Origin of the sequence: Burkholderia lata, assembly GCF_902499335.1 — a bacterium.
Classification (GTDB): Bacteria; Pseudomonadota; Gammaproteobacteria; order Burkholderiales; family Burkholderiaceae; genus Burkholderia; species Burkholderia lata_B.
Map to the genome: position 1 here is coordinate 14,567 of NZ_CABVQK010000010.1, position 14,158 is coordinate 28,724.

13 protein-coding genes are annotated in these 14,158 nt (G+C 65.7%); 7 read left to right on the forward strand and 6 right to left on the reverse strand.

The features are described from left to right. Nucleotides 1-61: 61 nt before the first annotated feature. On the reverse strand, nt 62-1,429 hold the full coding sequence (gene ffh / locus BCO18175_RS24390; RefSeq protein WP_174984913.1) for a signal recognition particle protein: 1,368 nt from the start codon (nt 1,427-1,429) through the stop codon (nt 62-64). A gap of 89 nt (nt 1,430-1,518) precedes the next feature. On the opposite strand from ffh, the gene BCO18175_RS24395 reads away from it, so the two are divergent. From BCO18175_RS24395 to BCO18175_RS24425, 7 genes are all read left to right on the forward strand, one after another. Further along, the gene (locus tag BCO18175_RS24395; protein ID WP_174984916.1) at nt 1,519-2,412 is read left to right on the forward strand and encodes a cytochrome C assembly family protein; all 894 of its coding nucleotides are present in this window, start codon (nt 1,519-1,521) and stop codon (nt 2,410-2,412) included. 13 nt (nt 2,413-2,425) lie between these two features. After that, a complete protein-coding gene (locus BCO18175_RS24400) occupies nt 2,426-2,734 on the forward strand; it encodes a PP0621 family protein (RefSeq protein ID WP_174984919.1) in 309 nt (102 codons plus the stop codon). Continuing rightward, nucleotides 2,731-3,321, forward strand: a complete 591-nt coding sequence (ampD, locus tag BCO18175_RS24405) for a 1,6-anhydro-N-acetylmuramyl-L-alanine amidase AmpD (RefSeq protein ID WP_174984922.1) — start codon at nt 2,731-2,733, stop codon at nt 3,319-3,321. The genes BCO18175_RS24400 and ampD overlap by 4 nt, the downstream gene beginning before the upstream one ends. 451 nt (nt 3,322-3,772) lie before the next feature. Further along, nucleotides 3,773-6,769 (forward strand): ribonucleoside-diphosphate reductase subunit alpha, encoded by a 2,997-nt coding sequence (locus tag BCO18175_RS24410; protein ID WP_174984925.1) that lies wholly within the window; start codon nt 3,773-3,775, stop codon nt 6,767-6,769. 365 nt (nt 6,770-7,134) lie between these two features. After that, entirely contained in the window at nt 7,135-8,346 is a 1,212-nt protein-coding gene (locus BCO18175_RS24415) for a ribonucleotide-diphosphate reductase subunit beta (RefSeq protein ID WP_039353057.1), read from the forward strand. 82 nt (nt 8,347-8,428) lie between these two features. After that, nucleotides 8,429-8,755, forward strand: a complete 327-nt coding sequence (locus BCO18175_RS24420; protein ID WP_174984928.1) for a hypothetical protein — start codon at nt 8,429-8,431, stop codon at nt 8,753-8,755. A gap of 28 nt (nt 8,756-8,783) precedes the next feature. Continuing rightward, nucleotides 8,784-9,503, forward strand: a complete 720-nt coding sequence (locus BCO18175_RS24425; RefSeq protein WP_174984930.1) for a histone H1-like DNA-binding protein — start codon at nt 8,784-8,786, stop codon at nt 9,501-9,503. A 257-nt stretch (nt 9,504-9,760) separates the two neighbouring features. On the opposite strand, the gene BCO18175_RS24430 is transcribed toward BCO18175_RS24425, so the two are convergent. The 5 genes from BCO18175_RS24430 to prmA form a co-directional block, all read right to left on the reverse strand. Next, nucleotides 9,761-10,234 (reverse strand): glycine zipper 2TM domain-containing protein, encoded by a 474-nt coding sequence (locus tag BCO18175_RS24430; RefSeq protein WP_021161893.1) that lies wholly within the window; start codon nt 10,232-10,234, stop codon nt 9,761-9,763. A 19-nt stretch (nt 10,235-10,253) separates the two neighbouring features. Next, complete coding sequence (locus BCO18175_RS24435; RefSeq protein ID WP_174984933.1) at nt 10,254-11,192, reverse strand: carbohydrate kinase family protein; 939 nt, start codon at nt 11,190-11,192, stop codon at nt 10,254-10,256. A gap of 85 nt (nt 11,193-11,277) precedes the next feature. Further along, nucleotides 11,278-11,781 (reverse strand): thiol peroxidase, encoded by a 504-nt coding sequence (tpx, locus tag BCO18175_RS24440; protein ID WP_011350875.1) that lies wholly within the window; start codon nt 11,779-11,781, stop codon nt 11,278-11,280. A 73-nt stretch (nt 11,782-11,854) separates the two neighbouring features. Next, nucleotides 11,855-13,210: a zinc-ribbon and DUF3426 domain-containing protein gene (locus BCO18175_RS24445; protein ID WP_174984935.1), complete on the reverse strand. Its 1,356-nt coding sequence runs from the start codon at nt 13,208-13,210 to the stop codon at nt 11,855-11,857. A 45-nt stretch (nt 13,211-13,255) separates the two neighbouring features. Beyond that, nucleotides 13,256-14,158, reverse strand: a complete 903-nt coding sequence (gene prmA / locus BCO18175_RS24450) for a 50S ribosomal protein L11 methyltransferase (protein WP_174984938.1) — start codon at nt 14,156-14,158, stop codon at nt 13,256-13,258.

The window sequence follows — 14,158 nt, forward strand, 5'->3', positions numbered from 1 at the left end:
ATGAAGCAGAACGGACGGCGCGCGCTACAGCAAAAACCCGCGCGCCGGCCGATGGGCGGAATCAGCGCATGCCGGGCATCATGCCCTTCAGGCCGCGCATCATCTTCTGCATGTTGCCGCCCTTCAGCTTCTTCATCATCGTACGCATCTGGTCGTACTGGTTCAGCATCCGGTTGACTTCCTGCACCGGCACGCCCGCGCCGGCCGCAATGCGGCGCTTGCGCGTCGCCTTGATGATCTCGGGTTTCGCGCGCTCGGCGGGCGTCATCGAGCTGATGATGCCTTCCATCCGGCGGATCGACTTCTCGGCCTGGCCCATGTCGGCACCGGCCGCCGCCTGCTGGAATTGCGCAGGCAGCTTGTCCATCAGCGACGACAGGCCGCCCATGTTCTTCATCTGCGAGATCTGCGCGCGGAAATCGTTCAGGTCGAAGTCGCCGCCTTTCTTGACCTTGTCGGCGAGCTTCTGCGCGGCCTGCACGTCGACGCCGCGCTGCGCCTCCTCGACGAGCGCGAGGATGTCGCCCATGCCGAGGATCCGGTTCGCCATCCGGTCGGGGTGGAACACCTCGAGGCCGTCGAGCTTCTCGGCCACGCCGACGAACTTGATCGGTTTGCCCGTGACGTGGCGCACCGACAGCGCGGCGCCGCCGCGCGAATCGCCGTCGAGCTTGGTCAGCACGACGCCGGTGAGCGGCAGCGTGTCGTTGAACGCCTTCGCGGTGTTGACCGCGTCCTGGCCGAGCATCGCGTCGACGACGAACAGCGTTTCGGCCGGCTTCAGCGTGCCGTGCAGCGCGGCGATTTCCTGCATCATCACTTCGTCGATGCCGAGGCGGCCAGCCGTATCGACGATCAGCACGTCATGGTAGTGGCGCTTTGCCCAGTCGACGGCCGCGACCGCGATGTCGACGGGCTTCTGGTCCGGCGTGGACGGGAAGAAGTCGGCGCCGACCTGTTCGCTCACCGTTTTCAGCTGCATGATTGCCGCCGGGCGATACACGTCGCACGACACCGTCAGCACCTTCTTCTTGTACTTCTCGCGCAGCAGCTTCGCGAGCTTGCCGGCGGTCGTGGTCTTGCCCGCGCCCTGCAGGCCGGCCATCAGGATCACGGCGGGCGGCGTGACCGCGAGGTTCAGCTCGGCGGCCTTGCCTTCGTAGTCGCCGCCGATCACGGCGGTCAGTTCCTTCTGGACCACGCCAACCAGCGCCTGACCCGGCGACAGGCTGCTGATCACTTCTTCGCCGAGCGCCTTTTCCTTGACCTTGGCGATGAATTCGCGGACGACCGGCAGCGAGACGTCGGCCTCCAGCAGTGCGAGACGCACCTCGCGGAGCATCTCCTGCGTGTTCGCCTCGGTAAGCCGGGCCTCGCCGCGCAGCGTCTTGACGACGCGCGCCATCCGTTGAGTGAGATTGTCGAGCATGGGGAGCGATGGACAGTGGGGCCCGAAGGCGCGGCGGAACCGAACAAAGGGAGCCGTCGCGGGAAGGGGGCCTAGTGTAAACTTCGAACATGGATATTGTACTGTATGCCCTCACCGCATTCCTGTACGGCGGCCTCGCCGTCGCAGGCTGGCGCACGCACCGCCAGGGCGCGACGCCGCTCGTCGCGAGCGTGCCGGCCGTGCCGGTTCCCGCGTCCGCCGCGTCCGGGGTGAGCGGGGCCGGCCGCGCGCTGCTGTTTGCCGCGCTCGTCGCGCACGGCGTGCTGCTCCACACGACGATCTTTCCGAACGACGCGATGGTGTTCGGCTTCGCGTTCGCGCTGTCCGCGATGTTCTGGCTCGGCGCCGGCATCTACTGGATCGAGAGCTTTTTCTTCCCGCTCGACAGCCTGCGCCTGCTGGTGCTGCCGCTCGCGTGCGGCGCGTCGCTGCTGCCGCTCGTGTTCGGCGGCGTGCGGGTGCTTCCTTATGCCGCAGCGCCGCTGTTCAAGCTGCATTTCCTGATCGCGAACATCGCATACGGCCTGTTCGCGATCGCGGCGCTGCACGCGATCCTGATGCTGATGGTCGAGCGGCGTCTGCAGTCGCTGAGGAGCGGCGGGCGCGACGGCTCGACGGGCTGGATCGCGAGCTGGCTCGAGACACTGCCGCCGCTGCTCACGCTCGAGAAGCTGCTGTTCCGCCTGATCGGCGCCGGCTTCGTGCTGCTCACGCTGACGCTCGCGTCGGGCATTCTGTTCAGCGAGCAGGTCGACGCGCGCGCGCTGCGGCTCGACCACAAGACCGTGTTCGCGATCCTGTCGTGGCTGATGTTCGGCGGCCTGCTGGTCGCCCGCAAGACGTCGGGCTGGCGTGGCCGTGGTGCCGCGCGCTGGGTGCTCGTGTCGTTCGCCGCGCTGCTGCTCGCGTATGTCGGCAGCCGGTTCGTTTTCGAGGTGCTGCTGCACCGTTCCGTGGTTTGACCGCAGGTTTCCGATGCGACAGATTCTTCTCCTGATTCTTCTCTTCTTCGCGGGTTCGTGGGTCGCGCGCAAGCTGCGCCAGGCCCAGGAGCAAGCGCAGGCGCGCACCGGCCGCGGCACCGGTTACGACGGTACGCCCGGCGCTGGCGCGGCGCGCCCGAACGGCGACGCGCGGGCGCTGCCCGAGCCGATGGTGCGCTGCGCCGAATGCGGCGTGCATGCGCCGAAGGGCGATGCCGTCGCCGCGGGCGGCGAGTACTTCTGCAGTGCCGAGCACGCGCAGCGCCACGCCGAACGTACGAGCGGTCGCGGCGCACGATGAGCGCCGCGCCGCTGCTGTCGGTCGATGCGAACGGCTGGGTGCGCGAAGCGCGCCATGCGCCGTCGCCGAACTTCGAGGTGCGGCCCGCAGGCGCGGTGCCGACGCTCGTGGTCGTCCACAACATCAGCCTGCCGCCCGGCGAATTCGGCGGCGATGCGATCGAGGCGCTGTTCCTGAATCGCCTCGACTGCGATGCGCACCCCTATTACCAGAGCCACCTGCGCGGCGTGCGCGTGTCCGCGCACTTCCTGATCCGCCGCAGCGGCGAGCTCGTGCAGTTCGTGTCGTGCGACGAGCGTGCGTGGCACGCGGGCTCGTCGGAGTTCTTCGGCCGGGCGCGCTGCAACGACTTCTCGATCGGCATCGAGCTCGAAGGCGCCGACGACGTGCCGTTCGACGACGCGCAATACGCGGTGCTCGCCGCGCTCTCCCGCGCGCTCGCCGCACGCTACCCGGTCGACGCATTCGCGGGGCACTCGGACGTCGCGCCGGGCCGCAAGACCGACCCCGGTCCGCATTTCGATTGGCAACGCTTCGCGAGCGATGCCGGTTTTTCCGCCGAATACTTTCCTTTCCGTCAGCACTGATCGCGGGGTTTTTTGACCGGAGAAAGTTTTTTCTCCGACCAATGCCTTGTCGTGTCTGCGCGTGAGCGATGTCAAGACCTCCATCGCAAATTATCCGTTTGGACGTCCTCCGAATGTCCACTATACTTGGTGCCAGTTGAGCAGTTCTGTACTAGATATAGTGTGTGCCGCAGGGGAAACCCGAGCGGCACCGGCCGGCGGGCAACGCCGGCGGACAGGGTTCTCAGGGCGGCGCGTCAGGCCGGACGGTCCGGGCGTCGCGATCAGCGCAGCGAACTTCGACGGGGCAGGGTACACATGACGAAGCACACGACCGGATCGGTTGTCGCGCATCGACCGAACCGGCTTCCCCGGCGCATCGCTCGCCTCTTACCGCTCGCGCACCACGTTGCGCAGCGTTCGTTTTAATCCGCGGTTCTCTCCGCACCATCCAACACCAGGAGCTTTGCACATGCAAACCACCGACAACGCGACGTCCCAGTACGAGAGCGCCTCGAGCCGTCCGCTCGGCGGGACCGAACAGGGCGCGAAGGCGCTCGCGCCGCAGGCCACGTTCGCCGACTACAAGGTGATCCGCCGCAACGGCAGCGTCGTATCGTTCGAACCTTCGAAGATCGCGATCGCGGTGACCAAGGCTTTCCTGGCCGTCAATGGCGGGCAGGGTGCGGCATCGGCGCGCGTGCGCGAGCAGGTCGAGCAACTGACGCACAACGTCGTGCGCGCGCTCGTGCGCAGCCGCCCGAACGGCGGTACGTTCCATATCGAAGACATCCAGGACCAGGTCGAACTCGCGCTGATGCGCGGCGGCGAGCACAACGTCGCGCGTGCGTACGTGCTGTATCGCGAGAAGCGTCACCTCGAGCGCCAGCATGCGGGCGAGGAAGCAGCGGCAGCAGGCGGCGAGGCGAGCACCGGCATCAACGTCGTCGACAACGGCGTCACGCGTCCGCTCGACCTGAACGCGCTGCGCGCGCTGATCGTGTCGGCATGCGACGGCCTCGGCGCTGCGGTTAACCCTGACCCGATCGTCGCCGAAACGGTGAAGAACCTGTACGACGGCGTGCCGATGAGCCAGGTCTACGACTCGGCGATCCTGGCCGCGCGTACGATGATCGAGAAGGATCCGGCATACAGCCAGGTCACGTCCCGCATCCTGCTGCACACGATCCGTCGCGAAATCCTCGGTGAGGAAGTGGTTCAGGCCGAGATGTCGGCCCGTTACGCGGAATACTTCCCGCAGTTCCTGAAGCGCGGCGTCGACGCCGGCCTGCTCGACGACAAGCTGCTGCAGTTCGACCTGAAGCGCCTCGGCGAAGCGCTCGACGCGAACCGCGACCTGCAGTTCGGCTACCTCGGCCTGCAGACGCTGTACGACCGCTACTTCCTGCACGTCGAAGGCACCCGCATCGAAATGCCGCAGGCATTCTTCATGCGCGTCGCGATGGGCCTGTCGCTGAACGAGATCGACCGCGAAACGCGCGCGATCGAGTTCTACAACGTGCTGTCCAGCTTCGACTTCATGAGCTCGACGCCGACGCTGTTCAACTCGGGCACGCACCGCTCGCAGCTGTCGTCGTGCTACCTGACGACGGTCGCGGACGATCTCGACGGCATCTATGAAGCGCTGAAGGAAAACGCGCTGCTGTCGAAGTTCGCAGGCGGCCTGGGCAACGACTGGACGCGCGTGCGTGCACTCGGCTCGCATATCAAGGGCACGAACGGCAAGTCGCAAGGCGTGGTCCCGTTCCTGAAGGTCGTCAACGACACGGCCGTCGCGGTCAACCAGGGCGGCAAGCGCAAGGGCGCGGTCTGCGCGTACCTCGAATCGTGGCACCTCGACATCGAGGAGTTCCTGGAGCTGCGCAAGAACACGGGCGACGACCGCCGCCGTACGCACGACATGAACACGGCGAACTGGATTCCCGACCTGTTCATGAAGCGCGTGATGGAAGGCGCCGACTGGACGCTGTTCTCGCCGTCGACCTGCCCGGACCTGCACGACAAGTTCGGCGCGGAATTCGAGGCGGCTTACACGGCTTACGAAGACAAGGTCGCGCGCGGCGAGATCAAGCTGTTCAAGAAGATCCCGGCGGCGCAACTGTGGCGCAAGATGCTCGGCATGCTGTTCGAGACGGGCCACCCGTGGATCACGTTCAAGGATCCGTGCAACATCCGCTCGCCGCAGCAGCACGTCGGCGTCGTCCACTCGTCGAACCTGTGCACGGAAATCACGCTGAACACGAGCGACACCGAAATCGCGGTGTGCAACCTCGGCTCGGTGAACCTCGTCGCCCACCTGGTGAAGCAGGCCGACGGCAGCTACGCGCTCGACCACGACAAGCTGAAGCGCACGATCAGCGTCGCGATGCGCATGCTCGACAACGTGATCGACATCAACTACTACGCGGTGGCGAAGGCGCGTAACTCGAACCTGAAGCATCGCCCGGTCGGCATGGGCATCATGGGCTTCCAGGACTGCCTGCACCTGCTGCGCACGCCGTACGCGTCGGAAGCGGCGGTCGAGTTCGCCGACCGTTCGATGGAAGCGGTCTGCTACTACGCGTACCACGCGTCGACCGAGCTGGCCGAGGAGCGCGGCCGCTACTCGAGCTACCGCGGTTCGCTGTGGGATCGCGGCATCCTCCCGCAGGACACGCTGAAGCTGCTCGCCGAAGCGCGCGGCGGCTACGTCGAGGTCGACACGTCCGAATCGCTCGACTGGACGTCGCTGCGTTCGCGGATCGCCACGCATGGCATGCGCAACTCGAACTGCGTCGCGATCGCGCCGACGGCGACGATCTCGAACATCATCGGCGTGTCGGCCTGTATCGAGCCGACCTTCCAGAACCTGTACGTGAAGTCGAACCTGTCGGGCGAATTCACGGTGGTGAACGAGTACCTGGTGCGCGACCTGAAGGACCGCGGCCTGTGGGACGAAGTGATGGTTGCCGACCTGAAGTACTTCGACGGCATGCTGTCGCGCATCGACCGCATCCCGGCCGACCTGCGCGCGATCTACGCGACCGCGTTCGAGGTCGACCCGACGTGGCTGGTCGAAGCGGCATCGCGTCGCCAGAAGTGGATCGACCAGGCGCAGTCGCTGAACATCTACATGGGCGGCGCGTCGGGCAAGAAGCTCGACGAGGTCTACAAGCTCGCATGGCTGCGCGGTCTGAAGACGACCTACTACCTCCGCACGATGGCGGCGACGCACGTCGAGAAGTCGACGGTCGCACACGGCGCGCTGAACGCAGTGCCGACGAGCGGCGGTTCGAGCAGCGGCGGCGCGCAAGGCGCAGCTGGCGGCTTCGGTGCGGCAGGCGGCGCAGCATCGTCGTCGGGCGCAGTCGACGCAGCACCGGCACTCGCGCCGGTCGAGGCAGATGGTCCGGTGTGCACGATGCGTCCGGGCGATCCTGGCTTCGACGAGTGCGAAGCGTGCCAGTAACGCAGTGCGCCTGACCTGAGAAGAAGGTCAGCGCGGCGCACACGACAACCGATCGAGGTTGAAGTGTGCGCCGCTCTCAACTAAAAAAATGATAAGGAATCTGTAACGCGGCACCTGCGTTGCAGGCAGTGACAAGCGATCGAAACATCCCCGACGACGTCGCGTTTCGATCAGCGTTCGATGCGTCGAGCGCACCTCGCGATACACGCGCGACACACGTCGCGCTCTGCATGAACGACGATGCGTTGCTCAAAGTGTTGTATCGAGGTCGCAACGCGAATCGAAAAAAGGATTTTTCGTGAGCGAACCCTTTTATCGCTCAGGAAAAGATGGTACAAACCGTTCTAAATTGATGGTGAGAATTTATGCTCAACTGGGATGAAGAGAAGACTGCCGTAACTCCCGCGAGCGGAGCGCAGCAAAACGCGATGCGCACCTCCGCAGGAACGGCTGTCGGACTGCAGGCTGCAACGCCTGCCGCCCATCAGGTCCGCGACATTTTCGAAGGCGATCTTGCGGTGCCGCCGCAAGCATCGGCTGTTCCCGCCGGCGGTTCGGAAGCGCGGGTCAATGTCGCCGACAAGCGCATCATCAACGGCCAGACTGACGTCAATCAGCTGGTGCCGTTCAAGTACAAGTGGGCGTGGGAAAAGTATCTGGCCGGTTGCGCGAACCACTGGATGCCGCAGGAAATCAACATGTCCCGCGACATCGCTCTGTGGAAGGACCCGAACGGTCTGACCGAGGACGAGCGCCGCATCGTGAAGCGCAACCTCGGCTTCTTCGTGACGGCCGATTCGCTCGCGGCGAACAACATCGTGCTCGGCACGTACCGCCACATCACGGCGCCCGAGTGCCGGCAGTTCCTGCTGCGCCAGGCGTTCGAAGAGGCGATCCACACGCACGCGTACCAATACATTGTCGAATCGCTCGGTCTCGACGAAGGCGAGATCTTCAACGCGTACCACGAGGTCACGTCGATCCGCGCGAAGGACGAATTCCTGATCCCGTTCATCCACACGCTGACGGATCCGGCCTTCAAGACCGGCACGCTCGAAGCGGATCAGAAGCTGCTGAAGTCGCTGATCGTGTTCGCCTGCATCATGGAAGGCCTGTTCTTCTATGTCGGGTTCACGCAGATCCTCGCGCTCGGCCGCCAGAACAAGATGACGGGTGCTGCAGAGCAATATCAGTACATCCTGCGCGACGAGTCGATGCACTGCAACTTCGGCATCGACCTGATCAACCAGATCAAGCTCGAGAATCCGCATCTCTGGACCGCCGAATTCCGCGCCGAGATCCGCGAGCTGTTCAAGCAGGCTGTCGAACTCGAATACCGCTACGCCGAGGACACGATGCCGCGCGGCGTGCTGGGTTTGAACGCGTCGATGTTCAAGAGCTATCTGCGCTTCATCAGCAACCGTCGTTGCCAGCAGATCGGCCTCGATCCGCTGTACCCGAACGAGGAAAACCCGTTCCCGTGGATGAGCGAGATGATCGACCTGAAGAAGGAACGCAACTTCTTCGAGACGCGTGTGATCGAGTATCAGACGGGCGGCGCGCTGTCCTGGGAATAACCCGCAGCAGCGAACCCGTCACATGATGGAGCAGCCGGCGGCCTCTCGGCCCCGGCCCTAGGTTTAGGAGCAAGAACGCCTGATGCAAAGCATGCCCGGTGCCTTAACGGCACGACGATACGACAGGCACTTTGCGAACCCTTCAGTGGGATGGGCAAACTTCCCTCCGGAAAAAGCGGACAGCCGTGTGGCGGTCCGCTTGATCAAGCGATTAGGGGTAGCGGCGCGAGGTGCGCCGGCTACCGACTTGATTTGGCGCGCGAGGCCGGGTGGTCACGCGCGCCATACCGTATTCATTAGCGTAAGCGCGTGGTATCCGCGTACGCCGATGAATAGCCCGCTTCGAAGCGCACGTCCTGAACAGCGTCCGCGGGAAGCGGGTTTTGACGAAGGGTGTAGTTTGAACTGACTCTCATCTGAACCTGAAGGAGAACAACATGGCACTTGCCAAGAAGAAACCGGCTGCAAAGAAGGCCGCAGTGAAGAAGGTCGCTGCGAAGAAGGCTGCTGCGCCGGCGAAGAAGGCCGCTGCAGTGAAGAAGGTTGCTGCCAAGAAGGTCGCGGTGAAGAAGGTTGCCGCGAAGAAGGCAGCGCCGGCGAAGAAGGCCGCAGTGAAGAAGGTTGCTGCGAAGAAGGTCGCAACGAAGAAGGTTGCAGCCAAGAAGGTCGCAGTGAAGAAGGTTGCTGCGAAGAAGGCGGCACCGGCGAAGAAGGCCGCAGCGAAGAAGGTTGCAGCCAAGAAAGTCGCAGTGAAGAAGGTTGCTGCGAAGAAGGCCGCACCGGCTAAGAAGGCTGCTGCGAAGAAGGCCGCGCCGGCGAAGAAGGCTGCTGCGAAGAAGGCTGCGCCTGCGAAGAAGGCTGCGCCTGCGAAGAAGGCTGCCGCGAAGAAGGCTGCGCCTGCTGCGAAGAAGGCTGCCCCTGCGAAGAAGGCCGCTGCTCCGGCGAAGAAGGCTACCGCTGCTGCTCCGGCTCCCGCTCCGGCTCCGGCGAAGAAGGCTGCGGCTCCGAAGAAGGCTGCTGCTCCGAAGAAGGCCGTCGTGAAGAAGGCTGCGCCGGCAACGACCGCGTCGACCGCATCGGTTGCGCCGGCATCGGGCGTGAAGACCGCGCTCAACCCGGCAGCGGCATGGCCGTTCCCGACCGGCAGCCGTCCGTAATCGAGGCTGACCTGCACCACCCGGACACTCACGTGGTGTCCGTGGGTTGAGTAGCGCTACTCAATCAGTCCCGCCATCTGGTTCAGGTGGCGGGATTTTTTTCGTCCGGCTTTGCCGATGTGCAGGGTGCTCCTACGCCGGGTGCCTGTATGCCGGGTGCCCATATGCCGGCTGCGGCGAGTACAGACGAAAAAAAACGCATGTGCAGCTTCGCACATGCGTTCGACCGCGGCTTGCGCCGCGTGCTGAGGTACCTGTTAGTGCGTGACGCGCGTGACGCCGCCGCTCGACAGCAGTCGAACCCGCTCGCCGGCGCGGAACGCTTCGCCGCTTGCCGCCTGCGTGATCGAGCGCAGATCGCCGTTGTCGAGGCGCACGGTGATTTCGACACCGTTCGCCGTGCTGAGGTTTTCGCCGACCGCGTTGCCCGCGACCGCGCCGACGAGACCGCCGGCGATCGCGGTCAGGATCGACCCCTTGCCGCCGCCGATCGCGCTGCCTGCCACCGCACCGAGAGCGCCGCCGCCGAGCGTGCCGATCGCGCTGCCGCCGCCGTCGGACTGGATGCGCACCGCACGGACGCTTTCGACCGTACCCATGCGGACCGTCTGTTCACGCTGCGCCTGGCCGACGCTATAGACATCCGCCGAGCCGGGTGCGGTGAAGCAACCGGTGAGCGTCAGCGAGGCCGTCAGCATGGCCGCGAGCGTGAGGGTCTTTTTCGTCAACATCTTTGCTCTCCCACAATATTCATTTGAGACTGTAACCGAATGCAGTCTCGAAGCGCGCGTCGATCTCGGCGCGCGTCAGTACGTAAGTCTGGGGCCCCTGGTGGGCGATCTTGATCGAGCCCATCAGGCTCGCGAGGCGGCCCGTGGTTGCCCAGTCGATGCCGTGCTCGATGCCGTACAGCAGGCCACCCCGGAAGGCATCGCCGCAGCCGGTCGGATCGGAGATACGCTCGGCCGGCACGACAGGGATCTGCTCCGTACCCTGCTTGTGGCGGATGGTCGCGCCGTGCTCGCCACGCGTGATGACGAGCGCATCGACCCGGCTGGCGATTTCATCTTCGGACCATCCCGTCTTGTCGCTCACCAGCTTGGCCTCGTAGTCGTTGACCGCTACATAGGTCGCAAGTTCAATGCTGCGGCGCAGCGTCGCACCGTCGAACAGCGGCAGGCCCTGGCCCGGATCGAACACGAACGGTACGCCGGCCTTGGCGAGTTCTTCCACGTGCTGCACCATCCCGTCGAAGCCGTCAGGGCCGACGATCGCGAGCTTGATGCCCGGCGCGTCGCCCGCGTGGTTCAGGTGCGACTGCATCATCGCGCCCGGGTGGAACGCCGTGATCTGGTTGTTGTCGAGATCGGTCGTGATCATCGCCTGCGCCGTATACGTGTCGGGCAGTACGCGAACGTGATCGCGGCGCAGGCCGAGCTGGTCGAGCCGGTCGAGATACGACTGAGCGTCGAGCGCGCCTACCGTCCCCATGATCCGCGCATCGCCGCCGAGCAGGTGCAGCGCGTACGCGATGTTGCCCGCGCAGCCGCCGAATTCGCGGCGCATCGTCGGCACGAGGAAGCTCAGGTTGATGAGGTGCACCTGGTCGGGCAGGATGTGCTCGCGGAACCGCCCCTCGAAGGTCATGATGGAATCGTAGGCGATCGAGCCGCAAATCAACGTAGCCAAGGTGTGCGTTCCTGTAGAAATGAGGGACCCTGCGCGACAACGCCGCGCGAAAGGCGCGGCGCGGCAGGGGAAAGCGAAAGAAAGCTTACTTCAGTGCGGCGAGCGCTGCATCGTAGTTCGGCTCGTCCTTGATTTCGCCGACGAGTTCCGCGTGGATCACCTTGTCCTGCGCGTCGAGCACGACGACCGCGCGTGCGGTCAGGCCGTTCAGCGGGCCGCTCGTCACGTCGACGCCGTACGCGTTCGCGAACGCGCGGCCGGTGCGGAACGTCGAAGCCGTCACGACGTTCTCGAGGCCTTCGGTCGTGCAGAAGCGCGTAGCGGCGAACGGCAGGTCGGCGGACACGACGACGACGACCGTGTTGTCGAGCGACGATGCGGCTTCGTTGAACTTGCGGGTCGACGTCGCGCAGGTCGGCGTGTCGAGGCTCGGGACGATGTTCAGCACCTTGCGCTTGCCGGCGAAGCTGGCGAGCGACAGGTCGGCGAGGTCCTTGCCGACCAGCTTGAAATCGGCGCCTTGTGCGCCGACGGCCGGGAACGTGCCGGCGAGATCGATCGGGTTGCCACCCAGCGTAACTTTGCTCATGTTCGTGCTCCGAAATTGCGCGCCGCTCGGGCGCGCGGGTTGAGACGGGCGCGCATGTGCGCGCCGCGGCGCGTCACGGATAGAAAATCTGGACGCGGAAATTCGAGGCGGGCGTGCCGTTCGTTTCGAGGCGGACGACCATCGTCTGCGTCGTGCCGGGCGGCAGCCCGGCGTCGATCGGCGTGCCCGGGCGCACGTAGTCGCGCGGCGCGAGTACGCGACGCACGGTGACGTGATTCGTGTCGTCGAGCAGCGTCAGCTCGAGCGACGGGTAGGCGAGTGCGACGCGGTAGCGGTTCGTCAGCGGCACCTTCAGCTCGAGCTCGCGCGGGCCGTCGAGCTGGCGCAGGTCGGTGGCGTCGAGCCGCAGGCCGTCGATCGCGCGCGGCGGCGCGACCTTGCAGCCGAGCGGCGCGCAGGCCTGCCGGAACCAGCCCTGCGTGACGGGCCAGTAGATCATCAGCGATTCGCGTTGCCACCACGCAAGTTGCGTGACGAGCAGCACGGCCAGTACGGCAGCGACGAGGCCGCCGAAAAAGCCGCCGAGCATGCCGCGCCGCTGCGGCGCGCGCGTCTCGCGCGTGACGGCGAAGTGCGGACGATCGTCGTCGGTCAGCGCAGCGGGAAACGGTGCGGCCGGCGCGTTAGTGGTCGCGGCTGGCGTCTCGTCATGCCGAGCGGTGCCGGTGCCGGGTTCGGATTCGGATTCGGATACGGCTTCGGTGACGGCCGACGCCGGTGCGAACGCAAAACGCGGTTCGCGCGGCGCGCGTTCGTCGTCCGGCACGGCGAAGTGTGCGGTGCCGACGGGTTCGGCGGCATCGCGAGCAGTATCTGCGTCCGATGGAAGGTGGGCGACGAAGCGGGGCTCACGCGGGTCGCGTTCGACGGCCGTGGCCGATGGTTCGGTGTCCTGTTGCGTCTGCGTCTGCGTCTGCAGCGATTCGGCCGGGTGCGCGACGGCAGTGGAGGTGTCCAGCTCGGCCGGGGAGGGCGCGAACGGTGCGGGCGTACCCGACAGGTGAACGACACCGGCTTCGGTGGACGGAAGTGCGAGCGGGATCAGCGGCTCGGTGCGCACGGTCTGCACGTTGTGCTGCAGCGACGGGTCGACGCCGGCATCGAGCCACGGCGCCCACATGTCCCAGCCTTCCGGCTTGTAATCGGTGTCTGAAGGTGATCCGGCCGGCGCTTCGGCGGCGAACAGCCGAGGCGGGGCCGGATGGTGCGCGTCGCCGTCGTCCGGCGCGGCAGCCGGTTCGGTCAGGGCCGGCTCGGGCTGCGGCGCGTGCTCGGGAACGAGCGACTCGGATGCGTTGAAGACTTCGTGGCAATGCCCGCAGCGCACGAGCCCTTGGTGCAGCGAGAGCTGTTCCTGCTGCAGCCGGAAGACGGTTTCGCAATGAGGGCAGCGCGTCGCAAGAAGCATGTCGAGCCGGGCGGCCTGCTGGCCAGAGTGAAGGACAGCGCTATTCTAATGGCTTTCGCGCCGGGTTCCGGCAAGGCATACCCAACCTTCGTGTTCGCGCCAGACCGAGATGTCGACGTAGCGTGCGTAGACGGCCGCGACTTCGTCCGCCTGGCGCGCAAGCACGCCCGACAGCGCGATGCGCCCGCCCGGCTTGACCTTCGATGCGAGCATCGACGCCATCAGCTTCAGCGGGTTCGACAGGATGTTCGCGACGACGATGTCGAATTCGCCGTCCGGACATGCATCGGGCAGGCCGTACGTGACTTCCGCACGGTTGCGTTCGCTATTCTGCCGCGCCGATTCGACCGCCTGCGGATCGATGTCGATGCCGATGACGGGGTTCGCCCCGCATTTCTTCGCGAGGATCGCGAGAATGCCCGAGCCGCAGCCGTAGTCGAGCACCGACTGGCCGGGCTTCACCGACTGCTCGAGCCATTCCATGCACAGGCGCGTGGTCGGGTGGCTACCGGTGCCGAATGCGAGGCCCGGATCGAGTTCGAGGATGAGCGCATCGGGATCGGGCGCATCGTGCCACGACGGCACGACCCAGATCCGCTCGCCGATCGGGATCGGCTCGAACTGCGATTGCGTGAGCCGCACCCAGTCCTGTTCCTCGACTTCGCGGACGGTGAACGCCGGTGTGTCGGCGACGCCGATTTCGTTCGCGGCTGCCGCGAGCAGCACGGCCGGCTCATCGTCGGCCGCGAGCAGCGCGACCACGCGCGAGTGCTGCCATGCGGTGCGGTCGGGCACGAGGCCCGGCTCGCCGAAGAGCGGCTGTTCGTCGGGCGTGTCGGCGTCGGCGTCTTCCACGGACACCGACAGCGCGCCGAGTTCGAGCAGCGCGTCGGACAGCGCCTCCGCATGCTCACGGGCCAGTTCGACGACGAGTTCGCGATAGCTCAT